At 73.2% G+C, this 15,270-nt stretch carries 11 protein-coding genes and 3 pseudogenes; 10 read left to right on the top strand and 4 right to left on the bottom strand.

Annotated elements, in window-relative coordinates; genetic code table 11:
* Positions 1-54: 54 nt before the first annotated feature.
* Positions 55-900, bottom strand: coding sequence for a CDP-alcohol phosphatidyltransferase family protein (locus BM536_RS08050; protein WP_079275153.1), 846 nt, complete (start codon positions 898-900; stop codon positions 55-57).
* A 107-nt stretch (positions 901-1,007) separates the two neighbouring features.
* Here BM536_RS08050 and BM536_RS08045 point away from each other — a divergent pair, with 107 nt between their 5' ends.
* The 5 genes and pseudogenes from BM536_RS08045 to BM536_RS44305 form a co-directional block, all read left to right on the top strand.
* Complete coding sequence (locus BM536_RS08045) at positions 1,008-1,988, top strand: zinc-dependent alcohol dehydrogenase (protein WP_073497115.1); 981 nt, start codon at positions 1,008-1,010, stop codon at positions 1,986-1,988.
* Between the two features lie 116 nt (positions 1,989-2,104).
* Complete coding sequence (locus BM536_RS08040) at positions 2,105-2,503, top strand: 6-pyruvoyl trahydropterin synthase family protein (protein WP_073497113.1); 399 nt, start codon at positions 2,105-2,107, stop codon at positions 2,501-2,503.
* Complete coding sequence (locus BM536_RS08035) at positions 2,500-3,684, top strand: glycosyltransferase family 4 protein (RefSeq protein ID WP_073497111.1); 1,185 nt, start codon at positions 2,500-2,502, stop codon at positions 3,682-3,684. The genes BM536_RS08040 and BM536_RS08035 overlap by 4 nt, the downstream gene beginning before the upstream one ends.
* Entirely contained in the window at positions 3,681-4,715 is a 1,035-nt protein-coding gene (locus tag BM536_RS08030) for a class I SAM-dependent methyltransferase (RefSeq protein ID WP_107439565.1), read from the top strand. Before BM536_RS08035 ends, BM536_RS08030 begins: the two co-directional genes overlap by 4 nt.
* Positions 4,716-5,046: 331 nt before the next feature.
* Positions 5,047-5,787: pseudogene (locus tag BM536_RS44305) on the top strand (lysylphosphatidylglycerol synthase transmembrane domain-containing protein); the annotation flags it as partial.
* A 173-nt stretch (positions 5,788-5,960) separates the two neighbouring features.
* Here the strand turns inward: BM536_RS44305 and BM536_RS08020 are convergent.
* On the bottom strand, positions 5,961-6,749 hold the full coding sequence (locus BM536_RS08020; RefSeq protein WP_073497106.1) for a creatininase family protein: 789 nt from the start codon (positions 6,747-6,749) through the stop codon (positions 5,961-5,963).
* Between the two features lie 38 nt (positions 6,750-6,787).
* Between BM536_RS08020 and ribA the strand changes: the two genes are divergently transcribed.
* From ribA to BM536_RS08000, 4 genes and pseudogenes are all read left to right on the top strand, one after another.
* On the top strand, positions 6,788-7,447 hold the full coding sequence (gene ribA / locus BM536_RS08015) for a GTP cyclohydrolase II (protein ID WP_073497104.1): 660 nt from the start codon (positions 6,788-6,790) through the stop codon (positions 7,445-7,447).
* A 348-nt stretch (positions 7,448-7,795) separates the two neighbouring features.
* The gene (locus BM536_RS08010) at positions 7,796-8,944 is read left to right on the top strand and encodes an NAD(P)/FAD-dependent oxidoreductase (protein WP_073497102.1); all 1,149 of its coding nucleotides are present in this window, start codon (positions 7,796-7,798) and stop codon (positions 8,942-8,944) included.
* Positions 8,941-10,001, top strand: a pseudogene (locus BM536_RS08005) (saccharopine dehydrogenase). Before BM536_RS08010 ends, BM536_RS08005 begins: the two are co-directional and overlap by 4 nt.
* Positions 9,994-11,163 carry a saccharopine dehydrogenase family protein gene (locus BM536_RS08000; RefSeq protein WP_094102746.1) on the top strand — a complete coding sequence of 390 codons (1,170 nt, stop codon included), beginning with the start codon at positions 9,994-9,996 and terminating at the stop codon, positions 11,161-11,163. Before BM536_RS08005 ends, BM536_RS08000 begins: the two are co-directional and overlap by 8 nt.
* Here BM536_RS08000 and BM536_RS07995 read toward each other — a convergent pair.
* A pseudogene (locus BM536_RS07995) lies at positions 11,153-12,381 on the bottom strand (serine hydrolase domain-containing protein). The gene BM536_RS08000 and the pseudogene BM536_RS07995 sit on opposite strands and share 11 nt — an antisense overlap.
* 580 nt (positions 12,382-12,961) lie before the next feature.
* On the opposite strand from BM536_RS07995, the gene BM536_RS07990 reads away from it, so the two are divergent.
* Complete coding sequence (locus tag BM536_RS07990; protein ID WP_073497100.1) at positions 12,962-13,408, top strand: TIGR03618 family F420-dependent PPOX class oxidoreductase; 447 nt, start codon at positions 12,962-12,964, stop codon at positions 13,406-13,408.
* 223 nt (positions 13,409-13,631) lie between these two features.
* Here BM536_RS07990 and BM536_RS07985 read toward each other — a convergent pair whose 3' ends face one another.
* Positions 13,632-14,987 carry an MFS transporter gene (locus BM536_RS07985; RefSeq protein WP_073497099.1) on the bottom strand — a complete coding sequence of 452 codons (1,356 nt, stop codon included), beginning with the start codon at positions 14,985-14,987 and terminating at the stop codon, positions 13,632-13,634.
* Positions 14,988-15,270 lie beyond the last annotated feature (283 nt).

Below are 15,270 nucleotides of genomic sequence, written 5' to 3'. Positions count from 1 at the left end.
GGCTCAGCGCCCAGCCAGGCTCAGCGCCCAGCCAGGCTCAGCGCCCAGCCAGGCTCAGCGCCCAGCCAGGCTCAGCGCCCCGCCAGTTCCAGTTTCCAGCTCCAGCTCCAGTTCGAGTTCCAGGGCCAGCCTCTTCTCCGCTCGTGCCGGTCCCGCGCCCGCGTTCTCGCTTCCGCTTCCCCGGTTCGCCCGCGACTCCCGCCACAGCCACAGCACATCGCGGCCGAAGGACCACAGCAGCAGGGCCAGGGCCAGCAGGGCCACCGCGAGGTTGCCGGCGTGCGGGAGCAGGTCGGCGCCGGCGACGAGGAGGCAGACGCCCTGCATCGCGGCGACCGTCTTGCGGGCCGTGCTCGGCGGGAGCGCGGCGTTGAGCCACGGGGCCAGGCGGGCCGCCGCGACGAAGGCGTAGCGCATCGCGCCGATCAGCAGGACCCAGGGACCCAGCGCCATGGAGACGTACACGCTGAGGACGAGGATCAGGAACGCGTCGACCTCCATGTCGAAGCGTGCGCCCAGTGCCGTGGAGGTGCCCGTGCGTCGGGCCACCTTGCCGTCCACGCCGTCCAGCAGCAGGGCCACGGCCGTCAGGCCGACCAGCAGGGACACCGGGGGCGCGCTCACGAAGGAGTCCGCGACCAGTGCCGTCACCCCGCCGACCAGGGTGGCCCGGCCGAGGGTGACCCGGTTCGCCGGGCCGAACGTGCGCAGACCCGAGCGGTGCAGTGCCCGTGAGAGCACCGCCCAGGTGGCGACGGCGAAGACGAGGCCGGTCACCCAGCCTGCCGGGCCCATGCCGATCGCCGTGCCGAGCAGGGCCAGTACCAGGATCTGTACGCCCGCTCCCACAGCGGTCTCCTGCTGGACCAGCCTTGCGTCGTAAGTGTTGTTCAGGGCCACCGCACATCCTCCGGCCAGGTGACAGAGTCGATCAAGGCCGCGTACTGTGCGCGACCTGTGCACACCTCGGTACGTGAGCAAGTTCCCGAACGTTCAGGAGGACGCCGATGAACCGCACCGCACGTGCGTTCTGGATCGGTTCGCCGGGCCATGGAGAGATCCGTGACGTGACCCTGCCGGACCCGGCGGAGGGCGAGGTCGTCGTCCGCTCGCTGTATTCGGGGGTCAGCCGTGGCACGGAGACCCTCGTCTTCCGCGGCGGGGTCCCGGAGAGTCAGCACGCCGTGATGCGGGCGCCGTTCCAGGAGGGCGACTTCCCGGCGCCCGTGAAATACGGCTACCTCAACGTCGGGGTGGTGGAGGAGGGGCCCGAGGAACTGGTCGGGCGTACCGTCTTCTCCCTGTTTCCGCACCAGACCCGTTTCGTCGTCCCGGCGAGCGCCGTCACCGTCGTACCGGACTCCGTGCCCGCGGGGCGGGCCGTCCTCGCCGGCACGGTCGAGACGGCCGTGAACGCGCTGTGGGACGCGGCACCGCTGGTGGGCGACCGGATCGCGGTGGTCGGCGGCGGAATGGTCGGCTGCTCGGTGGCCGCGCTGCTGAGCCGCTTCCCGGGCGTGCGCGTGCAGTTGGTGGACGCCGATCCGGCGCGGGCGAAGACCGCCGAGGCGCTCGGCGTCGGCTTCGCCTCCCCGGAGGAGGCACTGGGCGGCTGCGACCTCGTCGTGCACGCCAGCGCCACCGAGCAGGGCCTCGCCCGCTCCCTGGAACTGCTGACCGCCGAGGGCACGGTCCTCGAACTGAGCTGGTACGGCGACCGCAAGGTCACCCTGCCGCTCGGCGAGGCCTTCCACTCCCGACGACTGGTCATCCGCAGCAGTCAGGTCGGCACCGTCTCCCCGCGCCGAGCGAACCGCAGCTACGCCGACCGGCTCGCCCTCGCCCTGGACCTCCTCGCCGACCCCGCGCTCGACGCCCTCGTCACCGGGGAGAGCGCCTTCGACGAGTTGCCGGAGGTGATGCCCCGGCTCACGAGCGGGGCGATCGCGGCCCTGTGTCACCGGGTGCGCTACGACAAAAGCGCCTGACCTGAGAAAAGAGTGAGAGTCGGCTGAACACGGGGAAGCCAACAGCCGTACTACACGGCATCCCCCGGCGGCCGATGGCCGGGGGGCCAGACGCGCCGCACCTGGAGGGTCGTCCGTTGTTCAGTGTCACGGTCCGCGATCACATCATGATCGCCCACAGCTTCCGCGGTGAGGTCTTCGGACCCGCTCAGCGCCTGCACGGAGCGACGTTCCTCGTGGACGCCACCTTCCGCCGCGAGCAGCTGGACGAAGACAACATCGTCGTCGACATCGGCCTGGCGACCCAGGAACTGGGCGCCGTGGTCAGCGAGCTGAACTACAGAAACCTCGACAACGAGCCCGACTTCGCCGGGGTGAACACCTCCACGGAGTTCCTCGCCAAGGTCATCGCCGACCGGCTCGCCGAGCGGATCCACAAGGGCGCGCTCGGCGAGGGCGCCCGGGGCATCGCCGCCCTCTCCGTCAGCCTGCACGAGTCGCACGTCGCCTGGGCGAGTTACGAGCGTGCGCTGTGACCGACCTGACGTTGGAAAAGGCCCCGCTCGCCTATCTGCCCGCGCAGCCGTCGACCCCGAAGAAGAACGGGGGGATCATCCCCATGTCTCTGCGTTCCGTGCACTTCGTCATGCCGGGCGGCGTCGACGACCGGGCGAACCCCAGCGGGGGCAACGCCTACGACCGCCGTGTCTGCCTCGACCTTCCCGGCTTCGGCTGGCAGGTCGAGAAGCACCGGGTCGCCGGTGACTGGCCCGACCCGCAGGCTCCCGCCCGCGCCGAACTGGCGCGCACACTGCGGGAGCTGCCCGACGGCGCCGTCGTCCTGATGGACGGGCTGGTGGCCTGCGGCGTCCCGGAGGTCGTCGTACCGGAAGCGCAACGGCTGCGGCTCGCCGTCCTGGTGCATCTGCCGCTCAGCGACGAGACGGGGCTCGACCCGGTGCTCGCAGCCGAACTCGACGCCAGGGAGCGGGCGGTGCTGCGCGCCGTCCCCGCGGTGATCGCCACCAGCGACTGGGCGGTCCGCCGCCTCGTCTCCCACCACGGCCTCGCCCCCGAGAAGGTGCACGACGCCGCCCCCGGCGCCGACATCGCACCCCTCGCCTCCGGCACCGACGGTGTCTCCCGTCTGCTGTGCGTGGCCACCGTGTCGCCCCGCAAGGGACAGCACCGGCTGATCGAGGCGCTGGCCACCGTGACCGACCTGCCGTGGACCTGCTCCTGTGTGGGCGGCCTGGGCCAGGACCCGGAGTACGTGGCCCATCTGCGCGGCCTCATCAGCAGGTACGGCCTCGAGGACCGGCTGGAACTGGCCGGACCGAAGGCGGGCGCCCAACTGGACGCCGCGTACGCCTCCGCCGACCTGATGGTCCTCGCCTCCTACGCCGAGACCTATGGCATGGCCGTCACCGAGGCCCTCGCCCGCGGCATCCCCGTCCTCGCCACCGATGTGGGCGGCCTGCCCGAGGCGGTCGGCCGCGCCCCCGACGGCGGCGTCCCCGGCATCCTCGTCCCGCCGGAGGACCCGGCCGCCCTCGCCGCCGAACTGCGCGGCTGGTTCGGCGAGGCGGACGTACGGCGCCGGCTCAAGGCAGCCGCGCGAGGCCGGCGGGCGGCCCTCAACGGCTGGGCGACCACCGCCCAGCGCCTCGCCGGCGTCCTCGGCCGGCTTCCCGGCGAACCCCGGAGGGCGGCATGAGGAAGACCACGGTGACCCCGGCCGACCTGGCACGGCAGATCGGACGGATTCCGGCGCAGCCCGGAGCTCGGGAGGTGTCCTCGGACATGGAGACGCAGGCGACCGGTGTCATGTCAGGTGTCATCGAGGGCGCGGGCCCGGTGACCCGCCCCGGCGAGCGGCCGACCGTACGGCTGCGGGACGAGGACGGCGCGGCGCAGGAACCGCCCCGCTACGCCCCCGAGTGGCTGCGGCTGCGCGAGCCCGCCGACGCCAGGGCACGGGCGATCGACCTGCTGGACCCGCTGCGGATCCGGCTGGCCAACCTGCCCGGCCGCACCGGCGGACTCGTCGTGCACGACCTGGGCTGCGGCACCGGCTCGATGGGCCGCTGGCTCGCCCCCCGCCTCGACGGCCCCCAGCACTGGATCCTGCACGACCGCGACCCCTACCTGCTGCACTTCGCGGCCGTCGGCTCGCCGCGGGTCGCCGCGGACGGCAGCCGGGTCACCGTCGAGACCCGCCGCGGCGACGTCGCCCGGCTGACCCCGGACGCCCTGGTCGGCGCCTCACTGGTGACCGCGTCGGCGCTGCTCGACGTCCTCACCCGCGAGGAGATCGACACCCTCGCCGCGGCCTGCGCGGGCGCCGGCTGCCCCGCCCTGCTGACCCTCTCCGTCGCCGGGCGCGTCGAACTGAGTGCCGAGGACCCGATGGACGAGGAGATCGCCGCCGCCTTCGACGACCACCAACGCCGCGGGGGCCTCCTCGGCCCCGACTCGGTCACGGCGGCCTGCGAGGCGTTCGCCGACCACGGCGCGAGCGTCAAGGTGCACCCGAGCGCCTGGCGGCTCGGCCCCGACGAGGCCGCACTCACCGCCCAGTGGCTGCGCGGCTGGGTCGGCGCCGCCGTCGAGGAGCGCCCCGACCTCGCCGCCCGCGCCGAGACGTACCTCGCGGCCCGGCTCGCGGCCTGCGCCGCCGGTGAACTCCACGTCACCGTCCACCACAGCGACCTCCTCGCCCTGCCCCGGCCCACGGGCGGCGTCTGATGAGCGCGGAGACGGTGGGCGCGCGCGTCCCGGCGGCGCCGCTGTCGGCGCGGCGCGCGCGGACGGCCGTACGACGGCCCCGCGCGACGGCGCGACCCGGACGGGAACGGTCGTGACCGTTCCCCGTACGGCGGCCAAGGCGCTCCCGGCGCGTACGGCGGCCGTGACGTTCCCGGCGCGTACCGGCCCCGCCGTCTCCGAGGCCCGTACCGGCGTGATCGTGACCGAGCCGCGGGCCCCGCGGCCGGCCGCCCGTTCCCGGTTCGCGGCGCTGCGCACCCACCTCGGCACCCTCGCCGGCGTCGTCATCCTCGGCGTCCTGCTGTGGCGGATGGGCACCGGCGCCGTCCTGGACGGGCTGCGGCGGATCGACGCCCCCACCCTGCTGCTCGGGCTCGGGATCGGGGCCGTCACCACCGTGTTCAGCGCGTGGCGATGGGCGCTGGTGGCCCGCGGACTGAACATCCGGCTGCCCCTCGGGCCCGCCGTCGCCGACTACTACCGCTCGCTGTTCCTGAACGCGGCCCTGCCCGGCGGCATCCTCGGCGACGTCCACCGCGCGGTGCGCCACGGGCAGAGCACCGGCGACGTCGGACGCGGCGTGCGGGCCGTCGTCCTGGAGCGCACGGCGGGCCAACTCGTCCTGGCCGTCGCAGGAGTGACGATCCTGCTGACGCTGCCGTCCCCGGTCATGGCCGACGTACGGCACTTCGTGCCGCTGGCCGGCCTCGCCGCGGTCGGCGGGCTCGGCGTGCTGATCGTCGTCCGCGCCCTGCGGACGAACTCCTCGGCCTCCCGCCGGGGCGGACGGATGCGGGCGGCGTACGCCGAGGGGCGCGCGGGGCTGTTGTCCCGGCGCAACGCGCCCGGCGTCGCCCTGTCGTCGGCGGTCGTGCTGGCCGGGCATCTCGCCACGTTCGTGGTCGCCGCCCGCGCGGCCGGCTCCGCCGCCCCGGTCCTCACGCTGCTGCCGCTGGGGGTCCTCGCCCTGCTCGCGATGGGCGTGCCGCTGAACGTCGGCGGCTGGGGGCCTCGCGAGGGCGTCACCGCCTGGGCGTTCGGCGCGGCCGGACTCGGCGCGAGCACCGGACTCGCGGTCGCCGTCGTGTACGGGGTGCTCAGCTTCGCGGCCGCGCTGCCCGGCCTCGTCGTCCTGGTCGCCCGCTGGTACACCGGGCTGCGGGACGGGAACCGGAGCGCGGCGGCCGACAGCGTCGTACCGGACGCGGAGCCCCGCGACGGACGTCACACGGCGGCGCCGTCGGAATCCCCCTCGGTCGTCCCGGTCGTCAGGATCGAGAAATACGTTCCGAAGGAATCCGCCAGGCTCGACAGGAGTTCCTTCCCCTTTTCCGCGGACCCCAGGGAGGGACGGCCGATGACGCCCGAATCGGTATAGGCGGACATTCCCAGCGTGAGTAGATGGCGACGGTCGTCCGCGGTGAAATCGGCCGACTCGTAACCGGGCCGGACGAGTTCGGGATGGGCGTGCAGCAGGATCGAGGTCTCGATCTCCCCGGCGTGCATGTCGGTGAGCAGAGAGGTCGACATCCCGGACCGCTGCCGTGCCGCCTCCCAGTCCTCGGCGGCCGGGAAGAGGGCCATCCGCTCGCCGCGGGCGGAGGACTCCTGGACCGCGTTGCCCAGGACGTAGTTCCCGCCGTGTCCGTTGACCAGCACCAGGGCCTCGACGCCCGAGCGGCGCAGTGAGGCCGCGATGTCCTGTACCACCGCGTGAAGGGTGACGGCGGAGATGCTGACGGTTCCCGGCCAGTCCGCGTGCTCGTGCGAGCAGGCGATGGTCACCGGAGGGAGGAGGTGCACCGGATGCACGGCGGCGATCTCCCGCGCTATCGCACACGCGACGAGCGTGTCGGTCGCCAACGGCAGGTACGGTCCGTGCTGTTCGAAGCTTCCGACGGGCAGCACCGCCACCTGGACCGGGACGTCCGCGCCGCGCGACCGCACGTCCTCGGTGGTGTCCGCCGGCACCAGTCCTCCGTACGCCGCCGTCCGCATTCCCGAACCACTCATCTTTTCCCGGCCTTTCGTCTCTGCTTAGGAACCAGATCATGACAGACAAATTTGGCGTGCTCGGCAAGAAGTCCCCCCAGCGCACCGGTGTGGAACGCGTGGTGAATGCACCGCTGCCCACCGTGTACGGCAAATTCCAGGCGATCGGTTACCTCGACCACGACCGCGGCGACGAGCAGGTGGCCCTGGTGTACGGCGAGCCGGGTTCCGAGAACGTGCTGACCCGGTTGCATTCGGAATGCCTGACCGGTGACGCGTTCGGCTCCCAGCACTGCGAGTGCGGCGATCAGCTCGAGTCCGCGCTGCGGGCCGTCGTCGCCGAGGGCCGGGGCATCGTCGTCTACCTGCGCGGGCACGAGGGCCGGGGCATCGGGCTGCTGGGCAAGCTGCGGGCGATGGCGCTCCAGGCGGAGGGCCTGGACACCGTCGAGGCGAACGTCGCGCTGGGCTTCCCGGTGGACGCCCGGGACTACAAGGTGGCCGCCGACATGCTGCGCGACATGGGCGTGCGCTCCGTCCGCCTGATGTCGAACAACCCGCGCAAGCGGGAGGCGCTGGTCGAGAACGGCATCCAGGTCGCCGAGGAGGTGCCGCTGCTGATAGAGCCGTGCGAGAACAACATCACGTATCTGCGCACCAAGCGGGAGCGGCTCGACCACCGCCTGCCGCACCTGGACGCGGTGGCGCACTGGTCCTGACGCCGGGCACCGGTCCTTCGACGGCGCACCGCCCGGAAGCCGCGGGCTGCCCGGAAGGGGCGTACCGCCCGTACGTCGCGGGCTGCCCGGAGGTCGAGCACCGCCCGGTAGCCGCGGGCTGCCCGGAGGTCGAGCACCGCCCGGTAGCCGCGGGCTGCCCGGAGGTCGAGCACCGCCCGGAAGGCGCGCACTGTCCTGAAGTCGCGTACTGCGGGCCGCTGTGCGGGGTAAGGATCACGACGGTCACCGTCACGCCACGCGACAGCCACGGCACACGACAGCGGACAGCCCCGGTGGCCCCGGCCTGACGGCGGGACGCGGGCAGCCCGCCCGGAAGGAGCCGCCCGCGTGAACACGCAAGCCTCGGTCGTCGTGATCGGCGGCGGAGTGATGGGGACGAGCATCGCCTACCATCTGGCCGCCGCCGGCGTCCGGGACGTCCTGCTGGTCGAGCGGGACGAACTCGGCGCGGGCTCGACCTCGAAGGCCGCGGGCGGCGTACGCGCCCAGTTCTCCGACGAGCTGAACATCCAGCTCGGCGCGCGCAGCCTGGAGGCGTTCGCCCGGTTCGGGGAGGAAATCGGTTACGACATCGGACTGCACCGCGTCGGCTACCTCTTCCTGCTGTCGACGCCCGAGGAGGTCGCCTCCTTCGAGGCGGGGGTCCGGCTCCAGAACGCGCTGGGCGTGCCCAGCCGCATGATCGACCCGGCCGAGGCCCGTCGGCTCTCCCCGCTGATCACCACCGAGGGATTACGGGCCGCCGCGTACTCGCCCGACGACGGTCACTGCACGCCCGAGGCCGTCGTCCACGGATACGCGGCCGCCGCCCGCCGCTGCGGCGCGCGCATCCTGCGCCACACCGAGGTGACCGGTATCGAAACGCGGGGCAGCAGGATCACCGCCGTGACGACCACCCTCGGCCGCATCACCACCGACACCGTGGTCTGCGCGGCCGGTGCCTGGTCGCGGTCCGTCGCCGGCCTGGTGGGCGTGGATCTGCCGGTACGGCCGCTGCGCCGCCAGATAGCGGTGACCGAACCGTTCCCCGGCGGTCTGCCGCCCGGCCTGCCGATGACGATCGACTTCACCAGCAGCCTCTACTTCCACGCCGAGGGTCCCGGCCTGCTGGTCGGCATGTCGGACCCCGACGAGCGGCCCGGCTTCGCCACCGACACCCACGAGCGATGGATCCCGCGCCTGGTCGCCGCGATGGAACGCCGCGCCCCCGCCCTCCTCGACCTGCGCCGCGCGGGCGGCTGGGCGGGACTGTACGAGGTCACCCCGGACCACAACGCCCTGATCGGCGAGGCGCCTTCGGTATCCCGCTTTCTGTATGCGACCGGTTTCTCGGGGCACGGCTTCCTCCAGGGACCGGCCGTCGGCGAGGTCGTCCGCGACCTCTGCCTCGGCCGCGTACCCTTCGTGGACGTCAGCCCCCTCGGCGCCGGCCGGTTCGCCGCCGACGCCCCGCGTCCGGAGGTCAACCGCGTATGACGGAACGCCACCTGTGGCTGCGCCACGAGGTCCGCTCCACCGAACGCCGCACCCCGCTCGTCCCCGACGACGCCCGCCGCCTCGTGGACAGCGGTGTGCGACTGACGGTCGAGGAGTCCCCGCAGCGCATCTTCCCGGTCGCGGCGTACGAGGCGGTCGGCGCCCGTGTCGTGCCCGCGGGCTCCTGGACGTCGGCGCCGCCCGGCACGGTCGTCCTCGGCCTGAAGGAACTCCCCGACGAGCCCGTCGAACTGACGCACCACCACGTCTACTTCGGGCACGCCTACAAGGAACAGCCGGGCGCCGCCCACCTGTTGCGCAGGTTCGCCGCCGGGGGCGGGGCGCTCCTCGACCTGGAGTACCTGGTCGACGACGAGGGCCGCCGACTCGCCGCGTTCGGGTACTGGGCCGGCTATCTGGGCGCGGCCCTCGCGGTGCTCCAGCACCGGGGCCGGCTCACGGCACCCCTGCGCCCCACCGACAAGGACACCCTGGACGAAACCCTGCGCCCGCTCCCCGGCGACGAGGACCTCACCGCACTCGTCGTCGCGCCCTGGGCCGCAGCGGGCGCGGCGCACGGGCCGCGTTCGGCACGGCAGGCGTCCACCCGACCTGCTGGGACCTGGCGGAGACCCGCGACCTCGACCGTGCGGCCCTGCTCGGCCACGACGTCATGGTCAACGCCGTCCTCGCCACCAGCCCGATCCCGCCGTTCCTGCGCGAGCGGGACCTCGACGACCCCGCCCGCCGGCTGCGCACCCTCTGCGACGTCACCTGTGACGTCGGCTCCCCCCTCAACGTCCTTCCGGTCTACGACCGGACGACCGAGTGGACCGAGCCCGCCCGGCGGCTGCGCAAGGAACCCCCGCTCGACCTGATCGCCATCGACAACCTGCCCTCCCTGCTGCCGCGCGAGTCCAGCGCCGACTTCTCCCGCGCCCTGCTGCCCCTCCTGCTGGAGTACGACGTGAACCCGGCCTGGTCGCGATGCATGGCCCGCTTCCGGCGGGCCCGCGCCGGACTCGGCCCCGACGGGGAAAGCGGGCACCGTGACTGACCGCCTCCCCGCGAGCGGCACCGTCCACTGGGTCGGCGCCGGCCTGTCCACGGGCAGCGGACTGGCCGCCCTCTGCGAGCACGCCGACCGGGTCCGGCTGTGGCACCGCACCGAGGAACGCGCCGCCGACGCCCTCGGCCGGCTGGGCCTGACCGGACGCGCCGAACCGCGCGCCTTCACCCTGCGCGCGCTCACCTCCGAACTGGCCCCCGGTGACGTCGTGGTGTCGATGCTGCCCGCCGGCGAACACGCCCCGCTGCTCGCGGCCTGCGTGGCGGAGCGGGCGCACTTCGCCTGCTCCAGCTATGTCTCGGACGCGGTGCTGGAGCAGGTCCCCGCGGCCGTCGACGCCGGCGTCGTCGTCCTCACCGAGGCGGGGCTCGACCCCGGCATCGACCACCTCTTCGCGCACGCCCTGGTGGCCCGCGCACGCGCCGCGGTCGGGGACGGCACACCGGCGTCGTACCACTTCACCTCGTACTGCGGCGGCATCCCGGCGGTCGCCGACGACTTCCGCTACCGCTTCAGCTGGGCGCCCCTAGGAGTCCTCAACGCCCTCCGCTCGCCCGCCCGTTACGTGGAGGGCGGCACCGAGACGACCGCCGGGCGGCCGTGGGAGGCGACCCGCGCGCACCTCGTCGACGGGGAGGTCTTCGAGGTCTACCCCAACCGCGACAGCGTGCCCTTCGTCGAGCAGTACGGGCTCCCCGCCGCCTGGCAGGCGCGGACCTTCGTGCGCGGCACCCTGCGGCTGGGCGGCTGGCGTCGAGCCTGGGAGCCGGTGTTCGAGGAGCTGAAGGCGGGCGACGACACCCGGATCGCCTCCCTGGCCCGCGAGTTGGCGGCGGCCCACCCGATGACGGACACCGACCGCGACCGGGTCGTCCTCGCCGTGTCCCTGGCGGTTCGGGCCCGCAACGGCACCTCATGGTCAGGGAGTTGCCTGCTGGACATGGTGGGCGACGCGGAGGAGAGCGCGATGGCGCGTTGTGTCTCCCGGCCCCTCGCGCTCGGCGTGCGGCACCTTCTGGACGGCTCCCTGCCGGCGGGACTCAACCGCGCCGCCGAGACGGAGGAGCGGTCGCGGGAGTGGCTCGGCGAACTCGCCCGGGAGGGCGTTCCGTTCACCCTGCGCGTCGACGGCCCGCCGGTCAGTCCGTGACCGCTTCGTGGACCAGCCGCTTGAGGTCGGGGTAGAGCTTCAGCGACCTCTTCGGCCGTAGCTGGGTGAGGAACTGGACGGTGAGATCGCGACTCGGGTCGACCCAGAACGTCGTCGTGGCCACCCCGCTCCAGCCGTAGGTGCCGAGCCCGGAGGGGGCCTGGGCGCGGGCCGGGTCGATCACCACGGAGACGCCGAGGCCGAAGCCGACCCCGTCGTTGCCGGGTTCGTCGTGGGCGGCCGACTGCCGACCGCGCGCAGGTCGGCGCCGCCCGGGAGATGGTTGCGGGTCATCAGATCCACCGTCTCGGGCTTCAGCAGCCGTGTCCCGTCGAGTTCGCCACGGCGGCGCAACAACTCCATGAAGCGGTGTATGTCGTATGCGGTCGCCACCATACCGCCGCTGCCCGACAGGAACCGGGGCCGCCCGAACAGCGGCAGCCCGGGGATCGGCTCGATCCCGTCGTCGTCGGTGCCGCCGTACAGCTCGGCCAGCCGGCCCGCCTGGTCGCCCGTGACCTGGAAACCGGCGTCGCTCATCCCGAGCGGGCGGAAGACGCGTTCCGCGAGGAACGCGTCGAGGGGCCGGCCGGAGACGACCTCGATGATCCGGCCCAGGACGTTGGTGGCCACCGAGTAGTTCCACTGCGTGCCCGGCTCGAACTGGAGCGGCAGACGCGCGTACGCCTCGACGGTCGTCGCCAGGTCGGAACCGGGCAGCACCGCCGACTCCAGCCCGGCCTCCCGGTACAAGGCGTCGACGGGGTGGCAGTGGTAGAAGGCGAAGGTCAGGCCCGCGGTGTGGGTCATCAGGTCGCGCACCAGCAGCGGCCGCCCGGCCGGCCGGGTCTCGATGTCCTGGCCGGAGCCGCCGACGTACACCCGCGGGTCGGCGAAGGCCGGAAGGTGGGCGGCCACCGGATCGTCGAGGGAGAGCCGGCCCTCCTCCGTCAGCATCAGCGCGGCGACCGAGGTGACCGGCTTGGTCATCGAGTAGATCCGCCACAGGGTGTCCGGCTCGACGGGGAGGCCGGCGGCGACGTCGCGGTGGCCGTGCGTGGTGAGGTGCGCGATCCGGCCGCCGCGGGCGACGGCCACGAGGAAACCGGGCAGCCTGCCCTCGTCGACGTAGTGGGCGACATGCTGGTCGAGGCGGTCCAGGGCCTTCCCGTCCAGCCCGACCTCGGCGGGGTCGACCTCTTGCCGCAGCTGTGCCATCGCTATCCTCCGGTGCGTTCGATCAAGGTGCGGTCCGGCATACCCCGCCGGAACCACCTCAGACCTCATCGTCGCGCAGACACGGTTCGAAAGCCCCCCTTTCGACAGCGCCAACGATGTGCTGTGCGTCGCTCCTACCGGCGGGAACGGCCGCCCGAGGGGGTCGGGAGCAACGGGGGGAGCTGCGGCGGGAACGGCGCCGGGAATGAATGGCGGCGGGGGCGGCGGCGGGAACTGCGGTGGGGATGGCGCCGGGAAGTCCGGGCGCGGCCGCCCGTGGCCCCTCCCGTCCGGATCGCGTTGCAGTGTCGGCCGGGCACTCGTGAGGACGGTGCCGTCCAGGGCGGCGACCATGGCGCCGGCGACACTGCCCGCCAGGGTCGGCGGACGGTGCCCCGGCCGGCGCCTCCGGCCCCAGAAGCGCGTCGGGTGCCGTCCGTGACAACGGTGTGAAGCCGCCGGTGTCCGTGGCGGGTTGGAGGACTCCCCAGCCGGAGCCTGTCCACCGGCGGGCCGTGGACAGGGTCTACCGCCGTTGGCTGCCGGGGAATGCGGACGGGTCCCGCACCGTTGTGAGGAGATGACCCAGGACACGCAACCCGCCCTGCTCGCACTGCTCTCCGACGGCCGCGACGGGGTACTGGTCACTCTCAGACGGGACGGCCGACCGCAGTTGTCGAACGTCAGCCACCACCACTACCCGGACGAGGGCGTCATCCGGATCTCCGTCACCGACGACCGGGCGAAGACCCGCAACCTGCGCCGCGACCCACGGGCCTCGTACCACGTGTCCACCCCCGACCGCCGCGCCTACACCGTCGTCGAGGGCGCCGCCGACCTCTCACCCGTCGCCGCCCACCCCTACGACGAAACGGTCGAGGAACTCGTCCGCCTCTACCGCGACGTCCTCGGCGAACACCCCGACTGGGAGGACTACCGCGCCGCCATGGTCCGCGACCGCCGGCTGGTGGTCCGCCTCCGGGTGGAGCGCGCGTACGGGATCCCCAAGGCGACCGGCGACGGCTGAGCGCCTGCTGCGCGAGCCGACGGGCGGCGCCCGGGTGCACGCCCCGACCCGCGCGAAGGGAGCAACCGGTGCCCCGAGGCACCCGGCAACCGGTCCGCAACGCCGCGGATCCCGCGAACGGTTCCCCCCAGTGGCCCGCCCGGCCCGCCCGAGCCCCCGGAGCCGTGACCGGCGTCCAGGGGCTGGGCGGAGGAGGGCGAGGCGAGGGGGAGCGCAGGAGCGGTCAGGCCGTGACCGTCTCCCGCTCGGCTGCCGGCCGGCGCGGGCGCTCGCCCAATTGCTCCGTCGGGAGCTTCGCCGTCTCCTTCGCCGACAGGGCCGCGATCACCGGGGGCACGCACAGCGCCGCCGTGAACAGGGCCACCGCCGACCAGTCGTCGCCGTCGGGGCCCGTGATCTGCGCGGCGAAGGTCACCGCGAAACCGGCTACGGCGAAGCCGATCTGGGTGCCGATCGCCATACCGGACAACCGCACGCGGGTGGAGAACATCTCGCCGTAGAAGGCGGGCCACACCCCGTTGGCCGCGCTGTAGACGATGCCGAAGGCGACGATGCCGAGGACCATGGTCAGCGGGTAGGACCCGGTGGAGATCGCCCACAGGTAGAGGAACATCGCCACGGCGCTGCCGGCCGCGCCGACCAGGAACACCGGACGGCGGCCCATGCGGTCGGACAACGTGGCCCACAGGGGGATCGCCGCCAGCGCGACCAGGTTGGCCAGCGCGCCCACCCACAGCATCGAGGAGCGGCTCATCCCCACCGAGTCGCTGGTGGCGTAGGCCAGCGCCCACACCGTGAAGATCGTGGAGACGGAGGCGACGAGCGCGCCCGCGACGACCCGCAGCACGTCCGCCCAGTGCTCGCGCAGCAGCACCACCAGCGGCAGCTTGACGACGCCCTCGCTGTTCGCCTGCTGGGCGAAGGCCGGCGTCTCGTCGAGCTTGCGGCGGATGACGAAGCCGACGACGGCGACCCCGACGCTGAGCCAGAACGGCACCCGCCAGCCCCAGGACAGCAGGTGCTCCTCGGGCAGGGCGGCGATGGGGAGGAAGACCAGGGTGGCCAGGAGCTGACCGCCCTGCGTGCCGCTGAGGGTGAAGCTGGTGAAGAAGCCGCGCCGGTGCGGCGGTGCGTGCTCCAGCGTCATGGAGTTGGCGCTGGCCTGCTCACCGGCCGCGGAGATGCCCTGGAGCACCCGGCACAGCACCAGGAGCACGGGGGCGAGGGTGCCGACCTGGTCGCGGGTGGGCAGACAGCCGATGAGGAAGGTCGACACGCCCATGAGCATCAGCGTGAACACCATGATCTTCTTACGGCCCACCCGGTCCCCGAAGTGACCGAGGAACAGCGCGCCGACGGGACGGGCCGCGTACGCGACACCGAAGGTGGCCAGTGACAGCAGGGTCGCGGTGGCCGGGTCGGACTCGTCGAAGAAGACCTTCGGGAAGATCAGCGCCGCCGCGCTGCCGTAGATGAAGAAGTCGTAGTACTCCAGGGCGCTGCCGATCCAGGCGGCGGTCGCGGCCTTCTTCGGCTGGCCGGGCGGGGCGGCGTCATGGGGCGCTGCGGGGACGGACACGGCGTGCTCCTTCGGGGAAACTCCAACGTACGCGGAGTGAGGGAGGGCGAGGGAGGGACGAAGGGGCCGGTTCCCTGGGGTGACGGGGCGGCTCTGCCGGGCGCTACCCGGCTAATTAACGCACTGGATAGTTAGTAGCGGTTGGGTAGGGATGTTGCGCCCGCGTTTCGCCGGTGTCAAGAGGTCCCGCACGACGAGGTCGGCTCGCCGTGGGTCCGCCGTACGACCTGGCACGTGCCCCGTCGCGGCCCGCGCGGTCGGCGCGGGGCGTTCCCGCCGTCGG

This window comes from Streptomyces phaeoluteigriseus (assembly GCF_001896135.2).
GTDB classification, from domain to species: Bacteria; Actinomycetota; Actinomycetes; order Streptomycetales; family Streptomycetaceae; genus Streptomyces; species Streptomyces phaeoluteigriseus.
Note: the sequence above shows the minus strand (reverse complement) of the source record. Positions and strands in the feature narration are given on the sequence as shown.